This is a genomic window from Bacillus cereus group sp. N14, from assembly GCF_016483555.1.
Classification (GTDB): Bacteria; Bacillota; Bacilli; order Bacillales; family Bacillaceae_G; genus Bacillus_A; species Bacillus_A wiedmannii.
Window position 1 is genome coordinate 1 of the sequence record NZ_JAEHBQ010000040.1, and the last position, 20,313, is coordinate 20,313.

Below are 20,313 nucleotides of genomic sequence, written 5' to 3' on the forward strand. Positions count from 1 at the left end.
TCCGCAGGTAGGACTCGAACCTACGACCGATCGGTTAACAGCCGATAGCTCTACCACTGAGCTACTGCGGAATAATAAAGACAATTTGTATCTTATAAAATTTCTTATCGTAAGTCAAGATGTTTTTTCTCAACATCTTGTACAAACGTGACATGTTTATAATATACTGGATTGCGTTTTCACTGTCAAGATGTTTTCTTTATCAGGTTCAGTTTCCCTTTACACTTTCCGCAGACATATCTTTTTGTATTTATTTGACGTCTTCTTACATATTGAAGCAAACAGCCCATACATTCATACGTATAAACCTTTTTTTCCTTCTCTTCATTAATTATTCGTTTACAGAAGCGTGGCGCATCAACTTCTTTCAACAATTCACGAAAATCTCTATCCCGGTGCTTATAGCCCCTTCCTGTAATATGTAAGTGATAATGACAAAGCTCATGTTTAATGATTCCGACTAACTCTTCTTTCCCATACATTTCGTAATATCGATAATTCAGTTCAATATTGTGTGTATTCAATAGATAACGTCCACCAGTTGTACGCAACCTACTATTGAACATAGCTCTATGTAAAAATGGCGTTCCGAAGTATTGTAGTGATACTTCTTCCACCAGACGCTGTATTTCTTGCTCATCCACTCTCATTCCTCCTAAACTAAAAAATATTTTTACACTTTTCTCCTCCCTTATACATATATTAAATAGTACATATACCCATCCTCATTCAAGAAGCGTGGTTTCTAAAAATATAGCATGAATAGAAATCCACTCACCAACCTCTCATCAATAGTACCTTACATTTTTGAGAGTAGGATTAAACAAGGAGGGATTCCTATGCCTACGTGGCTAAAAAAACAAATGCAACGCGCATATTTTGAAAAAAACCGGTATCAAATTAAATTACTAAATGAATGCTGGTTTTATTATAGCAAAATACATCAAAGCTCATAATCCATTACACGTTTTATCCCATAAAAAAAAGAGCAGTTTCATCTGCTCTCTTCTCTTACTATTCAATCGGCAACATGGATAGTGCAACGCGACCTTTTTTCGTATCAATATCATCTACCCATACCTTGACGATTTGTCCGACAGATACAATATCTAACGGATGCTTCACATACTGTTTGCTTAGTTTAGAAATATGTACTAAACCATCTTGTTTTACACCTACATCAACAAAAGCACCAAAATCAACAACGTTACGAACCGTTCCTTCCAGTTCCATACCACGTTTTAAATCTTCTAATTTCAAAATCCCTTTTTTCAGAAGCGGTTTAGGCAACTCATCCCTCATGTCTCGCTCTGGACTAATGAGCGCATCTATAATATCAACTAATGTTGGCTCCCCAACTCCCGTTTCTTGCGATAACTTAGAAATCTCCACTTCTTCTAAGCTCTTTTGTAATTGCAATTGCCCTACGTCATCTTTTGATAACCCTAGACTCTTCAATAACAACTCAACATTTTTATATTGTTCTGGATGAATACCCGTTCGATCTAACGGATTTGCCCCTTCTAATATACGTAAGAAACCTATGCATTGTTCATATGTCTTCGCACCTAGACGCGGTATTTTCTTTAAGTCTGTTCGTTTTGTAAATTTCCCTTCTTCTTCACGCTTTGCCACAATATTTTTCGCAACAGTTTTCGATAAACCCGAAACATATTGCAATAACGCAACTGAAGCTGTATTTACATTCACACCGACTTGGTTAACTGCCGTCTCTACTACAAATGTTAATGATTCATTCAACCTCTTTTGAGATACATCATGTTGGTATTGTCCAACCCCAACTGATTTAGGATCAATCTTCACAAGTTCAGCAAGTGGATCTTGCAGACGTCTCCCAATAGAAACAGCACTTCTTTCTTCAACCTGTAAATTCGGAAATTCCTCACGAGCTAAATCGGAGGCCGAATACACACTCGCACCAGCTTCGTTCACAATAATATAGAAGACTTCTTGTTTCACATTTTGTAATACATCAACTATAAATTCTTCCGATTCTCTAGAAGCTGTACCATTCCCAATCGCAATCATTTCAACTTGATATTTATCTATAATAGAAAGAACTTTCGTTTTTGCATCTTCATATTTACGAACAGGTGGATGCGGATAAATAACATCAATATATAGAACCTTCCCCGTATCATCTACAACAGCTAATTTACACCCCGTTCTATATGCAGGATCTAAAGCTAACACAACCTTTCCTTTCATTGGAGGTTGTAATAACAAATTACGTAAGTTCTCAGAGAAAATATGTATCGCTTGTTCCTCAGCTGTTTCTGTTAATTCTTTTCGAATCTCTCTTTCAATGGAGGATTGAATTAATCGTTTATAACCATCCTCAATTGCTAACTTTACATAATGTGCACTTTTAGAATCGTTATCACGAATTACTCTCTTATATAAGAAAGTTACTATCTCATCTACTGGTGGAACAACAGAAACTCTCAATATATCTTCTTTCTCACCGCGATTCATCGCTAATACACGATGCGGTACTACTTTCTGCAACGGTTCTTCATAACTGTAATACATTTCATATATATTCTTTTCATCTTTCTCTTCATCTTTTACGGACGAAGACATAACACCTTTTCTAAAAGTAACATTCCGAATCCAACTACGATAAGCTGCTTCATCTGAAACGATTTCTGCAATAATGTCTTGGGCACCTTGTAATGCTTCTTCTGCAGATTGCACTTCTTTCTCTGCGTTAATAAACTCCACTGCCTTCTGATTTGGATCTTCTTTCTTATATAACAATAACCATTCAGCTAACGGCTCTAGTCCTTTTTCTTTTGCAATCGTTGCTTTCGTTCTTCTTTTCTCTTTATATGGACGATATAAATCTTCTACTTCTTGCAACTTTACAGCTTTAACAATTTGCTGACGTAACTCTCCTGTCAGTTTCCCCTTCTCATCAATAAGACGAAGAACCTCTTCTTTCCTATCTTCAAGCTGCATCATATATTGCCATCTCTCTAAAATTGTACGAATTTGCACTTCATCTAAAGAACCTGTCCATTCTTTTCGGTAACGAGCAATAAATGGAACTGTGTTACCTTCTTCTGTTAATTGAATAACATGACGAACTTGCTTTTCGGTAAAGCCTAATTCCTTCACTAACATTTTCATTAACGCTTGTCGATTATCTACCATTTCCATATACAACCGTAACCTCCTCTATAATAAAAAAAAGTTGCCCTGTAAAGAGAGCAACTTAAACTGCCGATTTAAAAATCTATTAGTCCTAAACTAATTTGTAGCGCTTCATCTACACGAATCATCATCACTTCATCTAAGTGAGTGATTTTGTCCGTTAAGCGCTGCTTATCGATTGTTCGAATCTGCTCAAGTAAAATAACAGAATCTCTCTCAAAACCGTACTTTTTCGCATCAATTTCCACATGAGTGGGTAATTTAGCTTTTTGAATCTGTGCAGTAATAGCCGCTACAATCACCGTTGGACTAAAACGATTTCCGATGTCATTTTGAATGACAAGAACCGGACGAACGCCTCCTTGCTCAGAACCAACAACTGGGGAAAGGTCTGCAAAATACACGTCGCCGCGTTTTACAATCAAAATATTACCCCCCGCTAACTAAGCGTTCTACTGTATGAGCTGCTTCATACTCTGCTAAGAAAGCTTCCGATGCAATACCAAGATTAATTTTTCCCATTTCAATGTACCCACGTCGCATTGATTCATGTTGGTAGCGTTTCTTCGTCTTATGTTGACGCAATAACAGTTGTGTTGCCTGGCAAATTAGTTCATGGCGATTCTTATTCTCTTGTTTTCCAATTCCGTCCAATTCCGTTACCATTTGCTTTGGCAACCGAACCACGATTTCAGTAGTTACACTTGATTCGGACACAAAAATACACCTCCACCGTCAACTACACACCCAAATATATATATGACACCTATTGTAATAATACCATTGTATGGAGCCTGTTGCAAAGACTTCCTTATTCCTTGCTTATGTTTTCCAATTCACAAACAAAAAATTCATATTCTTTTATTTTTATCTTATTACAAACAAAAAACGAAAGAGTTTCCCCGCAAAATTCACGTTAAATTATGTTAAAAGTAATGATAAGTAAAAAGCTTCCCATCAAAAATGAGCTTATTCTTAACCAATGAACAGTCCTCTCAAATGACAAGAAGCAAACCATACTACCTTCTATATATTGTTCAAATAATTGATTACTTCTACAACCTTGCCGTGCCGTATGAATATTCTCGGCACTCGGAAGCTTATCGTTGCAATAATTTCATAATTAATAGTCCCAGAATATTCAGCAACCTCAGTAGCACTAATATACTCATCACCTTGTTTTCCAATGAGTGTAACTTTCGTACCAAGCGGCACTTCACAAGGAAGGTGTATCATGAATTGATCCATTGTTACTCGACCTACAATCGGTACCCTTTTACCATTTATAAGCACTTCGAACCCTTGTAATCTTCTAAGCCATCCATCTGCATATCCAATCGCAACAGTTGCAATCCATTCTTCCGTTTTCGTTCGGTAAGTGACGTTATAACTAATCCCATCCCCTTTAATCACCTGTTTAATATGAGCAACTTTCGTATGCAGTGATAGCGCTGGTTCTAATTTAAACGGTAAAAAAGGGCGTATTTCTACAGACGGGGATAACCCATACATCGCAATGCCAATTCGTACTGCATTAAATGTAATCCCTTGAAAACGTAGCGTTGCAGCACTATTAGCTGTATGGACAGACTTAGGATCCACTCCGAACTCTTTCAACCAACTTAACTGCTGCAAAAATGTGTTATATTGCTTATCAAAGTAAGAAGTCTCCACCTCATCCGCTGTTGCAAAATGTGTATAAACTCCTTCTAATTCTAAAAATGGCGCACCTTCTAAACTCTTTAAAAATCCTTTTAATTCTTTTCGTTCGCGTATTCCAATTCTCCCCATACCACTATCGAAATTAATATGGTATTTCATTGTAGATGAACCATCCCAAAGTTCGATCGCTTCATCCACCCATTCTTTTTGAAAAACAGTTAACGCTACATCATTTTCAGCAGCTACATTGACATCACGAGGCGGGGAAGGACCTAACACTAGAATCGGCACAGTAATACCAGCCCTTCGAAGCACTAGAGCTTCATCTAAAAAGGCAACCGCTAACCTTGTCGCCCCTGCTTCTAATGCCGTTTTAGCTACCGGTACATAATCGTGTCCATATGCATTCGCCTTAACTACAGCAAAAATCTCTACATCACTTGGAATGAAATCTTTAATGTGTGTAATATTGTTATAGATCGCATCTAAATCCACTTCCACCCAAGTGTCACGGTAAAATGGTGCTTCTTCCATAAATACACTTCCTTATACACGATATGCGAAGCTTATTCTTTTATATGCTTCTTTTATGAAATCCACCCTTCAAACTAAGAAAAGACGTGGTGCACATATATCACCACGTCTAAGAAGTTTACTTCACTTGCTTCTCTGTAACTGAACGAGCAACCATTAATAGCTCCTTCGGCTCTAAACCTTTAGACACGAGCATATATTCTACTCCGTTATGCGACCACGTTAAAGAATCTTTCGTCAATGCCCCAATTGTAAAGCCAAGATCAACCAATTCTCCGCTCACACTTATCGCTGACGAAGCCTCTGCAACTTTTGCCTTTTCTTGTATCAAAGTAAAGGATTTCTTACTTCCAGTGTATGTGAGTATCGCACGCTTGCCACTGTCTGTCTTCAACTCTTTTTCATCTTTCAAAACCATACCTTGCGGCGTATCACGCGGATACAAAATAGCAAATGGTTTGTCTTCTTTCGCTGTTGTTTGAACATCTACTTGCGCTCTAGACATATTTTGTTTCGTATCAAATGCACCTTTATCAAATTTCGCATCAAATTTCACTTTTGAGAAATCTACTTTCACAAGAACATTTTGATCATTATCCATTAACTTCACCGAAACTGGTGTTAAATCACTTTTCTTCAATGTAATCTCTTGTTTCGGCAACATGTTTTGATGTTGATAGTTTGTTTTTGTTTTAAAAATATAATACTTATCTGTTTTTTCAAAAGTAAGGTTTTTCTTATCCTGCAAAATATCTCTCACAAGGGATTCATATAAATAAGCCTGGCTACTATTTTGCGGCCAATCACTTTGGAAACGGAAACTCTTATTAAGTGCTGGCGTTAATACAAATACCCCTTCTTCATTTCTTAAAATAATTTGGCTTTGATCTTTTTTCGCATTCTGCAAATTCACACGATAAAAAGAAGGTTCCTTATGCCATATTTCTACCTTGTACTCCTGAGGCTCATTCCCTGTTTTAATAGATAATTTTGCTTCAGCTTGATAACTTTTCATCCCTTTTACTTTCGCCTCTAAATCTCTCACAACATCATCTTGTTTCTTTTCCATACAACCCGCCAACACAAAAACGGTTAATAAACCGACAAGAACTAAAAACAGACGCCTTTTCATCACTTCAGCCCCTTTGCCCCTATAAATGAATGGAAGATGTACCTTCCTTATCGCTACATCAAATATATGAGACAAAGATATAAAATATGCAGACTAGCGTGACGAGCTTTCTAAAACAACTTGAGCAACAGCAAATTCCTTACTATGACTAATTGATAAATGAACAATATGCTCTGTACTTGTAACGAGAATCGGCTTACCTCTATCATCATTCCTTACTTCAATATCTAAAAAACTTACTTCTTTTCCAATACCAGTTCCTACCGCTTTTGAATACGCCTCTTTCGCTGCAAATCTTCCAGCTACAAACTCTGTAAGGCGACTTCCCTTCAGCTCCTTAGCAACATTGCGTTCACTTTCAGTTAAAATACGCTCCATAAATTTAAGTTTTCCATCTAGCATTTTTTCAATTCGATTCAATTCAATAATATCGATTCCAATCCCTACAATCATTTCAAAATCCCCTTCTTCTATTTAGCTTTCTTTTTTCATATTGTAAGAATAACAGAGAATCTTTCTGATGCAAAAGGAGTGATACTCACAACATGCTAATACCTTCTGCCCGCATTTCCTTACAACCAATCGTCATCACTTTACTTCTCATACAATTAGTCACGATTATGTTAGGCGACTTTCTTCTCTTTCCCATGGCATCCTACAATGAATATATCGCTAAAGGAGAATGGTGGCGTCTCATAACTTCCTTACTTGTACATGTAGACTTACAACATTTCCTTTCTAATAGTATTTGTTTATTTGTGCTTGGCTCTTCTATTGAAAAACAACTAGGGCACTTTTCTTTCATCATTATTTTTTTCCTTTCTGGAATTCTTGGAAATATTTCTTCTTATCTCATTATGCCTCTTGAATATATTCATGCCGGGGCATCTGGTGGTATTTTCGGATTGCTAGGTGCACAATTATTTCTATTGTATAGTCGATATCGTTCTTCCAATCCAAGAGACATTGCTATTTTTTCAATCATAATATGTATATTACTACTATTCACTTTCTTTAATCCCTCCGCTAACCCTATAAGCCATTTAACAGGATTGATTATTGGTGGTATTTGCACTCCTTTATTAACAAAAAAATTCGATGGTGCAGAGCTTATTTAATATAAAAGCTCGCACCATCGACAATTTCTACATCTGTTTGTTTACTTAAATCTCTCATGAGTTGAAATAAAGACTCATCCTTCTTCTTCGCCTCAATCATACAATCAATTTGCGAAACACTTCCCTTTATCTTTTTTAAAAAAGATAAAAAAGTATCTACATCAATAAAGTCCGCATGCGCTCTCGGGTCTTTTCCCTCTCTAGGACTAGAAATATGCATTTTCACTGGTAACAAAGACGATCCCCACGTATGTACAACACGCGCCCAATCTTCATGCCAATCTTCTCGATCATTATTCATCATATGGTGATGCAAATCAAACACGACTGGAATATCTAATTTTTCACCTAAATACAATGTTTCTTCTAAAGAAAAGGTCGTATCATCATTTTCTAATATGACCATCTCTTGGATACTTCTTGGAACACTTGACCAATTTTCTATAAAGCGTTCTAATGCGAGTTCCTTATCTTTATAACCTCCACCCACATGTAATACGCATCGTTGCTTATGTTCAATCCCCATACCTTTTAATAATTTTTTATGCATCTGCAATGTCTTTACAGATTGTTTAAAAATATTCTCTTCAGGTGAATTCAGCACAACGAAATGATCTGGATGAAAATCAATACGCATATTCATTCGAATAGCGTAATCACCTAGTACTTTTAAATTTTCTTTTAAGGGACGAATATAGTTCCACTCTAACAACTCCTCATGATTCGCTAAAGGAACAAGCTTGGAACTAAGCCGAAAGAAAGATATATCATGCCCTTTATTATGCTTTAATAACCGTAAACAATTTTCTAAATTCGAATTAGCAATTCTTTCGAGTTTACGAATTGCAGCCTCTCGATCACCAATTCGTTGAAACTGCGCATATGTCATCGTTTGAGATGGAGATGCATTCTTTAAATGTACACTCATCGCAACATATCCAAGTCTTACAAGCATGTAGCACCTCTTTTCTACACAAGTTATTATGTAGTATGTACAATTACAGAAATAAAAAAAGAGAATGCCAGCAAAGGGCATTCTCTTTTTTATTAAGCTTGTGGACGGCTATGATGTTTTCTTTCGCCACGTCCATTTGAAGATCCAGGGCGACCTTGACCTTCACCTTTACGACCACGGCTACCACCATCACGATTGCGATCACGGTTACGGCCATCGCCACCACGGCTACCACCATCACGATTGCGATCACGGTTACGACCATCGCCACCGCCGCGTCCGTCACGACTACGATTACGGTTACCATCACGGTATCCGCCTCCGTTACCGCCGCGTTTTTTAGAACCGCCACCTCTTGAAACAACTGGTGGTTCTGACGTTAAAGCGATTGGAGTTGTATCTGGCTCTTTTGTCATCATTTTTAAAGCAGCAGCTACTACTGTTACAGAATCATTCTCTTCTAACATTTCTTCTGCAATACGCTTGTAGTATGATAAATTATCATTTTCAATTGTGCTTTGAAGTTTTTCAGCGATTAAACGTTGTTGACCTTCTAATGCCTCGTCAAGTGTCGGTGCTTCCATACGATCAACTTTACGTTTTGTAGTGCGCTCGATATTTTTTAATTGTCCTGATTCACGTGGTGTTACAAATAACATTGCAATACCTTTTTTACCTGCACGGCCAGTACGACCGATACGGTGAACGTATGATTCTGGATCTTGTGGGATATCGAAGTTATATACATGTGTTACGCCTGAAATATCAAGACCACGTGCAGCAACGTCTGTTGCAACAAGAACTTCAATAGCACCTTCTTTAAATTTACGTAATACAGACATACGCTTCGCTTGTGTTAAGTCACCGTGAATACCTTCTGCTGCATAACCACGTAAGTTTAATGCTTCTGATAATTCATCAACACGACGCTTTGTACGACCGAATACGATTGCAAGCTCTGGAGATTGAATATCTAATAAGCGTGTTAACACGTCAAACTTTTTCTTTTCTTGCACTTCTAAATAGAACTGCTGAATGTTTGGCATTGTTACTTCTTTTGCTTTTACTTTAATGTGTTGAGGCTCAGTCATGAAACGCTCAGCAATACGACGGATTGGATCTGGCATTGTCGCTGAGAATAATAATGTTTGATGTGTATCTGGCACATCTGTTAAAATCGCTTCAATATCTTCAATGAAGCCCATGTTTAACATTTCATCCGCTTCGTCAAGAACAACTGTCTCTACGTTTTGTAAGCGAAGTGTTTTACGGTTAATATGATCTAAAATACGACCCGGCGTACCAACAATAATGTGTGGGTGTTTTTTTAGAGCACGAATTTGGCGGTTAATATCTTGACCACCATAGATTGGTAAAATACGAACGCGTTTATGTTTACCAATTTTGTACAGCTCTTCTCCAACTTGAATTGCTAATTCACGCGTTGGCGCGATAACAATACCTTGAACTGCTTCTTTATTTGTATCCACTTTATCTAATAGTGGTAATCCGAATGCTGCTGTTTTCCCTGTACCTGTTTGTGCTTGCCCAATAATATCCTTACCTTGCAATGCATGTGGAATTGTTTCAGCTTGAATCGGCGTAGCCTCTTCAAAGCCCATACTTTCAACAGATTGTAGTAAAGACTCACTTAATCCTAATTCTCGAAATGTTGTCAATGTTACTTCTCCTTTTCTATCCTATACTTATCATTTAAAAAAAGGCGTTTTCCGAATTTGCGGAAAAGCCCTTTTCCTGAATGCTCACGTATATAAACGGGCGTATATTCTTCGCGAAAATACTTCTAAACGTTATTACACTTTATCAATTATAAGTTTTGTATGTGCAAAAAGCAAACCCAACTGTTACCTTATTTTCATATTCAGAGTTTTTTTCTTCACTTTTATTTTTTTATATTTACTGTAAGCGCTTATTATAAGTTTCTTCTATTTTCGCATCTATCATCCCTATTTATATACACCAATTATTTCAACATCGTAATTACTTCTTCCAATTTCATGCCGCGAGATGCTTTTATTAATACAACATCTTTCACATCAACTACTGCTTGTAACTCTTTTACTAGCTCTTCTTTATTATCATACGCTTTTACACGCTCAATAGGGAAATTAATTTTCGCTCCTTCAGCAATTTGAGCCCCTAATTTACCATATGTGAACACATATGCAATTTTTGCTGGATCGATTAATTTACCGACTTCATAATGAAACTGTACTTCTTGATTTCCAAGCTCTAACATATCACCGAGTACAACGATCTTCTTAGCAAATCCATCTAAACCGTTCATTAAGTGGAATGCTGCTTCCATAGCTGTCGGACTTGCATTATAAGCATCATTGATAATTGTTAATCCACTATCCGTTTTTACAATTTCCATACGCATGCCCGTCATTTGAAGTGTTACTAAACCTTGTTTCATTTCTTCCCATGTTACACCAAAATGTTTTGCAATTGCCATTGAAGCAAGCGTATTATACACATTATGTTTCCCCAATACTGGTAAGTAGAATGAAATATTTTCTTCTCTATTCATTTTAAAATGTGTCCCAGTTGCCTGTAATGTTACAGTCGTTGGATAGTAATCATTTGCTCTAGCATCACCAAAAGTAACTTTTTCAGCTATTAAATTCATTTCAGGAACACGATTTGTTAATAATGGCTCATCTCCGTTATATACGAACACTCCACCTTCTTGTAATCCTGTCACAATTTCTAATTTCGCTTCAGCAATTGCCTCACGAGAGCCTAAGTCCATTAAATGTGCCTCACCAATGTTCGTAATGATAGCTGCATTTGGACGAGCTAACTTAGATAAGAATTCAATTTCCCCTCGGCTTGACATACCCATTTCTAATACAGCTACTTCTGTATTTTCTTCTAAGTTTAAAATAGTAAGAGGTAACCCGATATGGTTATTAAAGTTTCCTTCTGTTTTTTGAACTTTGAATTTAGTCGCAAGAAGACTTGTTACAATATCTTTTGTAGATGTTTTACCGTTACTCCCTGTCACACCAATAACTTTCACATCCAATTGATTGCGATAGTTTTTCGCTAACATTTGTAATGCTGATAACGTGTCTTCCACAAAAATAACGGGAAGATTCTCAGGTGGATTTGCTACATCTTTCATCCATAATGTCGCCACAGCTCCATTTTCAACGGCTTTATCTACAAAAGCATGTCCATCGAAACGTTCACCTTGAATCGGAACATATAGGTTGCCTTTTTCGATTTTTCTCGTATCAATAGACACTCCTTGTATAGTAATTCCCTCATATTGCTCTGCTAATCCCGTACCATTTACCATCTGTTCTACTTGTTTTAACGTTCGATTTATCATGAGAACACTCCTTACATAGAGGAAGCACTATTCCTGCGAATAGTGCTTCCTCCTTTTTTGTTAGATTGTATATTTAATTTTTTGTTTTTCTTCGTGACGCTCAATCGCTAAACGAATTAGCTCTTCAATTAATTCCGGATACGGTAATCCAGTATGTTGCCATAGTAGAGGGAACATACTAAACGGCGTAAACCCTGGCATCGTATTCACTTCGTTAATATATACTTCTCCATCTTTCGTTAAGAAGAAATCAGCTCTTGTTAAGCCAGCACTATCTAACGATTGGAATGCAATAATTGCATCTCGCTTAATGACATTAGACTCTTCTTCTGTCATTTCAGCCGGAATAATTAATGCTGTATCGCCATCGATATATTTCGACTTATAATCATAGAAGTCCTTTTTCGGTACGATTTCACCTACAACTGAACATTTCGGTTCATCATTACCTAATACACCAACTTCTACTTCACGTCCAACAATATTTTCTTCTACAATAATTTTGCGGTCAAATTGGAATGCCTCTTCAAATGCATTCTCAAGCTCTTCACGATTTTTACACTTATTAATGCCAACACTTGAACCAAGGTTTGCTGGTTTTACGAAGCAAGGATATCCTAAAACTTCTTCTACTTTTTCATATGCTGTTTCATAATCTTTTTCCCATGCACTACGAATAAACGATGCATACTTCGCTTGTTTCAATCCAGCTTCTGCGAAGATGTTTTTCATAACAACTTTATCCATACCAGCAGCAGATGCTAGAACACCATTTCCTACATAGGGAATGTTCATTAATTCTAATAATCCTTGAACCGTTCCATCTTCACCATTTGGTCCATGTAATAATGGGAAAATAACGTCGATAGCATTTTCCTCAGAAGCTGCAGATGGAATGATTTCTGTGCTTAATGATAACGGAGAAATCGCATTTTCTGCGCCGCTCATTTTTAGAACTTCAACATCTGTTACTTCACCTTCAATACGCTCACCGCGCACCCACTGACCTTGTTCTGTAATATAAATTGGATGAATCTCGAATTTATCTTGATTTAATGCTTTAATAGCAGCAAGAGCCGTTTGTAGCGAAACTTGATGCTCAGCTGATTTTCCACCATATAATAAACCTAATTTAATTTTTGTCACTGAAATCACCCTAACCAATTGTTTTCATTTTTCTATTTTAGCACTTTTTATAAAAATAGGTAGTTCCTATTTGAAATAAAATGTAACTTCCACAAATAATTAAATGACACCACTTATTGGTTTTCTATACTTTTTCTACTTAACTTTCTTCATAAATATACAAAATTAAATTCTAAAATACAGTGAAAATTTAATTAACGAGGGGCCATCCCCACTAATTATCAGCCCGCACCAATCGGACAGTTATCTCCCGCCGAATTTTGAGGTGGAAGTCTTACTGCCCACAAATAGCGGGATAAAATTGTAATCCAATCTAGTTATGTACCTAAAATATGTAGAAATCCCCTTTTTGTGTATGTCATCTACTCATTAAGAAGATTGTTTGGTCAGTGTGCCTTTTTGCCTTTGCTCAACGAGACGATCTAAAGAAACATATACAATACCTGCAACTACACATCCTACAGCTAAAATTGTAAATAGAAAGTGGCCAAGTAATCGATCCAATAAAAAACCGCCCAGAAGTGGACCGAATGCGCCTCCTGTAATCCACTGCAAACTGGCAGCTCCCATATAAGTCCCTCTCAAGTGCTCAGGGGCCAAATTCGCTACAAACGTCATCTGTACAGGCGACATAATCATCTCACCTAACGTATATATAGCATAAACGAACAGCAACGTTATTAAAATAATCGTAGCATTTGCATCAAATTCTCCAAACCACTTCGGTAACCATCCTATAAAGAACAAACCAACTCCGAACAAACATGCACCATATAACATCGTCTTTCCGACAGGTTTATCTGTGGCCCATTTTGAAATTTGAAATTGGAACAACACAACTAATAGTCCATTTAAAGCCATTAAATATGGATATGGATTGTTAGTTCCAAAAATGCCTTTCATTTCATTATCAAAGTGCAGCGGTAACATGCCCTCTGTTTGAGAAAATCCCATCGAAATAATGATACCTGCTAACAAATAAATCATTAGTGCCTTATCTCTCATTACAATTTTCCAAACCGCCTCTGATTCCTTTTCTTTATTTTCTTCTTTATTCGCACTCTTTGGCATTGTCTCTTGAATAAGAATGAATACAAGTAATGCATAAAATAACATCGTAGACGAGGCAATAATAAACACAAGGTTCTTCGACAACATAACTACTGAAACACCCATTATCGGGCCAATTGCAGCACCTATATTGTGCCCCATTCGTAATAAACCATATGCTTCTGTTCTTTTTTCAGGTGCTGTTACATCCGCAACCATTGCTGATGCAGCGGGATGGAACAATGAATTACTGAGCCCTAAAAAAATAGATAAAATAGCATAAGGAATAAATCCTTCTATAAATAAAAAACCTAGCATGAACAAAGCATTACTCACCATTGAAAAAATCATTATTGGCTTTCTTCCATATATATCAGCAATCCTCCCACCAAGAAGAGAACCGAAACTTGCGGCAATCGGAGAAAGTGCCATAATAACCCCTACTTCCAATAACGAATCCACCTTATCTTTTAAATATAGGGCAAAAAAAGGCATCAACATCATCATTGCAATTCCATTTAACGTTTCGCCAATAAACCGAATCCATATATTTCGGTCCATCTCCCTTAACTCACGCCACGTATTTTTCATACATTCCCCCCTCAGTTCCCCAACAATTATATTATATACACAATCAGAAAAATGTAAATTTTCAGAATAAAAAATCCATCCTAACAGAATTAGAATGGATTTTTTAACTTATAAATTTGCTGCATCTTCTTCGTCTTTACTATTATTTAAAGCACTATGTTTTCGGCTATATAAGAAGTAAACCGCAATACCGATAACCATCCATACCCCAAAACTAATCCAAGCAGTTCCGGATAACTGAAGCATTAAATATAAACAAAAAATCACCGTTAATGCTGGTAAAAATGGTACAAGCGGTGCCTTAAATGCTCTTGGTAAATCCGGATGAGTTCTTCTCATTACAATAACAGCAACAGCTACAAGTGCAAAGGCTGATAAAGTCCCCATATTTACAAGATGCGCTAACACATTTAAATCTATTAATCCTGAAATAAGTGCTGCAATAATTCCTGTTGTCCATGTATTTAAAAATGGTGTTTTAAATTTTGGATGGACTTTAGCAAGGCGCTTCGGCAATAATCCATCTCTACTCATTGCATACGAAACACGTACTTGCCCATACATCATAACTAACATTACTGTTGTGATTCCTGTAATTGCTCCTACTGAAATTACTCCCGCTAAACTATCTTGTCCAATAAATTGAAGTGCAAAAGCAACTGGATCTGATATATTTAACTGTCCGTATGGAACAATTCCTGTCAAAATAAGTGAAACAACAATATAAAGAACCGTACAAATTAATAAAGATGCAATAATGCCAATTGGTAAATCACGTTGTGGACGTTTCACTTCTTCTGCTGCCGTTGAAACTGCATCAAACCCTATGAATGCAAAAAACACTGTAGCAGCTCCAGCCATTACACCATCTAAGCCAAACGGCATAAAAGGTGTCCAATTTTCAGGTTTTACATAATTAAAACCAGCAAAGATAAATATGAGAACAACCGCTAATTTAATAAACACCATAATGTTATTTATTCGTGCACTTTCACGAACACCTCTAGATAAAAGAACTGTCATTACTAAAATAATTAGAACCGCAGGCAAATCAATTATTCCACCCTTTCCTGTACCAGGGGCCGAGGAGAGAATGGTAGGAATATGGATCCCAAATCCCTTTAATAAAGATTGAAAATAAGCGGACCAACCGTTTGCTACAGCAGATGTAGCGAGTAAATACTCAAGCATTAAGTCCCATCCAATTAAAAATGCGAATACCTCTCCCATCGTCGCATATGTGTACGTATACACACTGCCTGAGACAGGAACTGAAGAAGCGAATTCAGCATAACAAAATGCAGCAAAGGCACAGGCTAACGCGGCTATCGCAAATGATAATATAATAGCTGGTCCAGAATGTTTTGCTGCTACCACGCCCGTTAGAACAAAAATACCTGTTCCAACAATTGCCCCGATTCCAAGCATAGTTAAATCCAATGCACCCAATGTTCTTGCTAACGTCTTTTGCTTACTCTCTTGCATTAGCTTTGCAATAGGCTTCTTTTGAAAAATTTGCTTCATAGCATGCTCCTCCAAGTTTTAAATTTTCTGAAAATTTTTAATTCGCTTTTTATTTTACTCATTGCATTTTCCCCAGTCAATACTTTTGTCGAAATAAGTAGAAATCTTTCGGAACATACAATATCCTTATCGTTGTTTCTATATGTCTTTCCGTAATTTTTTTTGGTATTATTATACATGTCGATTCCACAAAAGAGGCATGCTCACTTATTGAGCATGCCTCTTTTTACCTATTTCACAGTATGTGAACCTTCTTCAATCCAGCTATACATATATTTTTCATCTTCTGTTTCATGTGCTTGCTTTACAATACGAAGCGGACGGAACGTGTCTATCATAACAGCTAGTTCAAGTGTTTCTTTCTTCCCTATACTTCCCTCTGTTTTCCCAGGATGCGGCCCATGAGGAATTCCGCTCGGATGAAGTGTAATAGAACCTTCTTCCACACCTTTCCGGCTCATAAAGTTTCCCTCTACATAGTACAGTACTTCATCACTATTCACGTTACTATGATAATATGGTGCCGGAATAGATTCTGGATGATAGTCGTATAAACGTGGTACGAAAGAACAAATAACGAAATTGTGACCTTCGAACGTTTGATGTACTGGAGGTGGCTGATGAATACGACCTGTGATTGGTTCAAAGTCCTCTACATTAAAGACCCACGGATATAAATAGCCATCCCAACCAACAACATCTAACGGATGGTGCCCTAAAACATGTTTATGCATATAGCCTCGCGACTTTGTCATTACGACAAACTCACCTTTTTGATCATACGTCTCTAATTTTTCAGGACCACGAATATCTCTCTCACAAAACGGACTATGCTCTAACAATTGTCCATATTCATTCCGATAACGACGCGGCGTTGTGATTTGACTATTTGCCTCTACAACAAGAAACTTAGTCTCTCCTTCATCTGGAATAACACGATAAATCGTTCCAATTGGGATTGTTACATAATCACCTTTTCGATAGTGAATCGTTCCAAACATCGTTTCAATTTTCCCTGTTCCGTAATGAACAAATAACATTTCATCACCATCACCATTACGGTAGAAATAGTCCATTTTTTCTGTCGGAGCCACTACTCCAATTAATAAATCCTCATTCCCAAGCATAAAATTCCTTCCGCTTACTGCATCGCCAGTTTTTTTATTTTCTTTCGTGCGAAAATGACGATGAGCAAGAGCTACATCTTCTTCATACTGCAACTGACAAGAATGAGATAATGCCGCATGACCTACTTCCGTTGGCATATAATGATGGTACAAAATAGATTGCGTACCAGAAAAACCTTTTGTTCCCATTACCTGTTCGCGATAAAGCGACCCATCTTTTTTACGGAATTGTACATGTCGTTTATGAGGTAGCTCCCCCATGTGACGATAAAACATGCCCATCACCTGCTTCCATTTCTTTTTTGACCGTATTACGTAACGTACCTAAACCAGTAATCGTAAGTTCTACAACATCCCCATCTTGCAGCCACTCTTCCGTACCCAGTTCTAAAACACAACCTGTTCCTACTGTCCCAGAACCAATCACATCGCCTGGATATAACGTAACGTCTTCCGAAGCACGTTCAATCATTTCAGCAAATGTATAGTAAATATCTTGGAAGTTCCCCTTTGATAATAGCTTTCCATTTACATGAGCAGTCATTTCTAACTCATAGCGGTCACCGTTACGATACACATCCAATTCCTCTTTCGTAACAAGGTGCGCTCCTAATGAAGTTGCAAAATCTTTTCCTTTTGCTGGACCAAGTCCTACCTTCATTTCTGTTGCTTGTAAGTCCCTTGCACTCCAGTCGTTCATAATACAATAACCAAAAATGTATTCCTCTGCTTGCTCACGAGAAATATTTCTTCCTTCTTTCCCAATTACGCAAGCGATCTCTAACTCATAATCAAGCTTTTTAGATTTCTTCGGACCAATTACAAAATCATCTGGACCAATTACAGCACGATGGTTCGTAAAATAAAAAACCGGGATATCGTACCATTCAGGTACAACCTCTAGCCCTCTCCGGCCGCGGGCCGTTTTTACATGCTGTTCAAACGCGTAAAAATCCCGAATACTACTCGGATTAGGAATTGCCGCCGCTAATTGCACTTCCTCTAAGGAATATATACCCTTTTCCGGATTCTCCATATTACGCAATACTTCTACATACTCATCCGCTTTCTCTAAAAAGGCGAACATAGAAGAAGGTAATTTTCCATCGCTAGCAAGATTCATATCAATTACTTTGTCACCTTCAAGCCATCCAGCTCGCATTTCTTTCGAAGGAAGACGAAATGTAACAAATTTCATCATGATTCCTCCCTATAAAAATGAAATTTCCACCAGCAAAGAGACTTTTGCTGGTGGATACAAATCTTATAAGTTTCCGCGACGTTCCTGTTCTCTTTCAATTGATTCAAATAATGCTTTAAAGTTCCCTTCTCCAAATCCGCGAGAACCTTTACGTTGAATAATTTCAATAAATAAAGTTGGACGATCTACAATTGGTTTCGTAAAGATTTGTAGTAAGTATCCTTCCTCATCGCGATCTACTAAAATCTTTAATTCTTTTAACCTATCAATTTCTTCATCAATCTTCCCAACTCGCGCACTTAACTCATCATAATAAGTATCAGGTGTATCTAAAAACTCCACGCCATTTTCACGAAGCGCTTCCACTGTTTTAACGATATCGCTTGTTAATAAAGCAAGATGTTGTACACCTGCTCCATTATAGAATTCTAGATATTCTTGAATTTGCGATTTTCTCTTTCCATCTGCTGGCTCGTTAATAGGGAACTTAATACGACTTCCATTTGTCATAACTTTCGACATTAATGCTGAATACTCTGTACTAATATCGTCATCATCAAAATGAATCATTTGTTTAAAGCCCATAACATTCTCATAATAGCTAACCCATTCTTCCATTTTCTCAACATTACCAACTACGTGGTCTACAGCAATTAAACCTGACTCTTCAAATGGAATATTAAACTCCACCTGTTGGAATCCTGGCATAAATGTTCCTTTATAATTTTTACGCTCTACAAGCGTGTGAATTGTATCACCATACGTACCAATAACTGCTTTTTTCAATGTACCGTTCTCGTCTGTTAATTCCACAGGTGGAGCAATCGCGACGGCACCACGTTTCACAGCTTCCGAGTATGCTTTGTCAACATCGTCAACAAGTAAAGCAACATCTTTTACACCATCACCATGTGTCTTTACAAATTCTGCGATACGATTATCGCTACTTAAAGCTCCAGACACAACAAAACGCATATTTTTTTGCACAAGAACATAAGATACCTTTTCACGGTTACCAGTTTCTAATCCAGAGTAAGCCACAATTTTGAAACCGAATGCTCTCGCAAGGTAATAACTTGATTGCTTTGCATTTCCTACGTAAAATTCCAAATGATCTACATCACGTACCGGAAAAAAGTCCTCCATTTGTGCAGCTAGCGTATCCATAGATTTTTGTTTCATAAAATCCTCATCCCCCTGTAAATAGATTAAATGGTCCATACTTAAAACCAACCGAAAACGCTTCCAACATCAATTAATAGAAATTAGTTAGCAAGCTAACAAATTCTGACCTTTAAAATTTTCTATCTTTTCTGTCAAATTCCTCTTTTTTTCTTACATATAAAATTCGACTTTTTTCTCTTTACATGACGGAGGGAATATTAATACTTGAAGATATATATGAGAGGAAAACAAAAAAGACCCCAACATATTAACTACTTACTAATATGCTAGAGTCTTTATTTTTTTTGAATGATTGTATTTATATGTCTCATACTAATACATTTGCAAGGAATAAAATAAATGATGTTAATACTACCGCTCCACCTAATGATCCTAATAAATCTGTTTTTGTTACTTGTAACACTTGTTCACTGTTCATATTCCTCATTCTCCTTTCATTTTGTAAGATTTAAAACTTCTATTATACTAATACACTTGATAGAAATACGATTAATGCCGTTAATACTACTGCTCCACTTGCTGATCCTACGAAGTCACCTTTTGTTACTTG

General features: G+C 37.0%; 20 protein-coding genes and 1 tRNA gene. 2 read left to right on the forward strand and 19 right to left on the reverse strand.

Annotated features, from left to right (window positions below; translation table 11 throughout):
• Positions 1–71: transfer RNA gene (locus JDS82_RS28335), tRNA-Asn, on the reverse strand.
• 114 nt (positions 72–185) lie between these two features.
• Positions 186–644 (reverse strand): SprT family protein, encoded by a 459-nt coding sequence (locus JDS82_RS28340; protein WP_000344253.1) that lies wholly within the window; start codon positions 642–644, stop codon positions 186–188.
• Positions 645–839: 195 nt separating this feature from the next.
• Between JDS82_RS28340 and cmpA the strand changes: the two genes are divergently transcribed.
• Positions 840–956: a cortex morphogenetic protein CmpA gene (gene cmpA / locus JDS82_RS28345; RefSeq protein WP_001143642.1), complete on the forward strand. Its 117-nt coding sequence runs from the start codon at positions 840–842 to the stop codon at positions 954–956.
• A gap of 58 nt (positions 957–1,014) precedes the next feature.
• Here the strand turns inward: cmpA and JDS82_RS28350 are convergent, their stop codons facing one another.
• The 6 genes from JDS82_RS28350 to acpS form a co-directional block, all read right to left on the reverse strand.
• Positions 1,015–3,183, reverse strand: coding sequence for a Tex family protein (locus tag JDS82_RS28350; RefSeq protein ID WP_000426248.1), 2,169 nt, complete (start codon positions 3,181–3,183; stop codon positions 1,015–1,017).
• Positions 3,184–3,251: 68 nt separating this feature from the next.
• Entirely contained in the window at positions 3,252–3,602 is a 351-nt protein-coding gene (gene ndoA / locus JDS82_RS28355; protein ID WP_000635963.1) for a type II toxin-antitoxin system endoribonuclease NdoA, read from the reverse strand.
• 4 nt (positions 3,603–3,606) lie between these two features.
• Entirely contained in the window at positions 3,607–3,894 is a 288-nt protein-coding gene (locus JDS82_RS28360; RefSeq protein ID WP_000004570.1) for an antitoxin EndoAI, read from the reverse strand.
• A 309-nt stretch (positions 3,895–4,203) separates the two neighbouring features.
• Entirely contained in the window at positions 4,204–5,373 is a 1,170-nt protein-coding gene (gene alr, locus JDS82_RS28365; RefSeq protein WP_199714299.1) for an alanine racemase, read from the reverse strand.
• Positions 5,374–5,491: 118 nt separating this feature from the next.
• A complete protein-coding gene (locus tag JDS82_RS28370; protein WP_002096914.1) occupies positions 5,492–6,442 on the reverse strand; it encodes a LolA family protein in 951 nt (316 codons plus the stop codon).
• Positions 6,443–6,598: 156 nt separating this feature from the next.
• Positions 6,599–6,958, reverse strand: coding sequence for a holo-ACP synthase (acpS, locus tag JDS82_RS28375; RefSeq protein ID WP_000635044.1), 360 nt, complete (start codon positions 6,956–6,958; stop codon positions 6,599–6,601).
• Between the two features lie 92 nt (positions 6,959–7,050).
• On the opposite strand from acpS, the gene JDS82_RS28380 reads away from it, so the two are divergent.
• The gene (locus tag JDS82_RS28380) at positions 7,051–7,623 is read left to right on the forward strand and encodes a rhomboid family intramembrane serine protease (protein WP_061672390.1); all 573 of its coding nucleotides are present in this window, start codon (positions 7,051–7,053) and stop codon (positions 7,621–7,623) included.
• Here JDS82_RS28380 and uvsE read toward each other — a convergent pair.
• From uvsE to JDS82_RS28435, 11 genes are all read right to left on the reverse strand, one after another.
• Complete coding sequence (gene uvsE / locus JDS82_RS28385; protein ID WP_000961179.1) at positions 7,616–8,578, reverse strand: UV DNA damage repair endonuclease UvsE; 963 nt, start codon at positions 8,576–8,578, stop codon at positions 7,616–7,618. The two genes, JDS82_RS28380 and uvsE, sit on opposite strands and share 8 nt — an antisense overlap.
• A 92-nt stretch (positions 8,579–8,670) precedes the next feature.
• Positions 8,671–10,257, reverse strand: coding sequence for a degradosome RNA helicase CshA (cshA, locus tag JDS82_RS28390; RefSeq protein ID WP_000206596.1), 1,587 nt, complete (start codon positions 10,255–10,257; stop codon positions 8,671–8,673).
• Between the two features lie 305 nt (positions 10,258–10,562).
• Complete coding sequence (murF, locus tag JDS82_RS28395) at positions 10,563–11,939, reverse strand: UDP-N-acetylmuramoyl-tripeptide--D-alanyl-D-alanine ligase (protein ID WP_048567273.1); 1,377 nt, start codon at positions 11,937–11,939, stop codon at positions 10,563–10,565.
• 60 nt (positions 11,940–11,999) lie between these two features.
• Entirely contained in the window at positions 12,000–13,085 is a 1,086-nt protein-coding gene (locus JDS82_RS28400; RefSeq protein ID WP_000161439.1) for a D-alanine--D-alanine ligase, read from the reverse strand.
• Positions 13,086–13,454: 369 nt separating this feature from the next.
• On the reverse strand, positions 13,455–14,726 hold the full coding sequence (locus tag JDS82_RS28405) for an MDR family MFS transporter (protein WP_000799712.1): 1,272 nt from the start codon (positions 14,724–14,726) through the stop codon (positions 13,455–13,457).
• Positions 14,727–14,834: 108 nt separating this feature from the next.
• Positions 14,835–16,250, reverse strand: a complete 1,416-nt coding sequence (locus JDS82_RS28410) for a branched-chain amino acid transporter BcaP (protein WP_000809356.1) — start codon at positions 16,248–16,250, stop codon at positions 14,835–14,837.
• 230 nt (positions 16,251–16,480) lie between these two features.
• Positions 16,481–17,653: a homogentisate 1,2-dioxygenase gene (locus JDS82_RS28415; protein WP_048542891.1), complete on the reverse strand. Its 1,173-nt coding sequence runs from the start codon at positions 17,651–17,653 to the stop codon at positions 16,481–16,483.
• The gene (locus JDS82_RS28420) at positions 17,619–18,575 is read right to left on the reverse strand and encodes a fumarylacetoacetate hydrolase family protein (RefSeq protein WP_000674024.1); all 957 of its coding nucleotides are present in this window, start codon (positions 18,573–18,575) and stop codon (positions 17,619–17,621) included. The genes JDS82_RS28415 and JDS82_RS28420 overlap by 35 nt, the downstream gene beginning before the upstream one ends.
• A 66-nt stretch (positions 18,576–18,641) precedes the next feature.
• Positions 18,642–19,760 carry a 4-hydroxyphenylpyruvate dioxygenase gene (gene hppD / locus JDS82_RS28425; RefSeq protein WP_000810916.1) on the reverse strand — a complete coding sequence of 373 codons (1,119 nt, stop codon included), beginning with the start codon at positions 19,758–19,760 and terminating at the stop codon, positions 18,642–18,644.
• Between the two features lie 310 nt (positions 19,761–20,070).
• Entirely contained in the window at positions 20,071–20,181 is a 111-nt protein-coding gene (locus JDS82_RS28430; RefSeq protein WP_001083700.1) for a DUF3948 family protein, read from the reverse strand.
• Positions 20,182–20,223: 42 nt separating this feature from the next.
• On the reverse strand, positions 20,224–20,313 hold a 90-nt coding region (locus tag JDS82_RS28435; RefSeq protein WP_002163772.1), incomplete at its 5' end, for a DUF3948 family protein.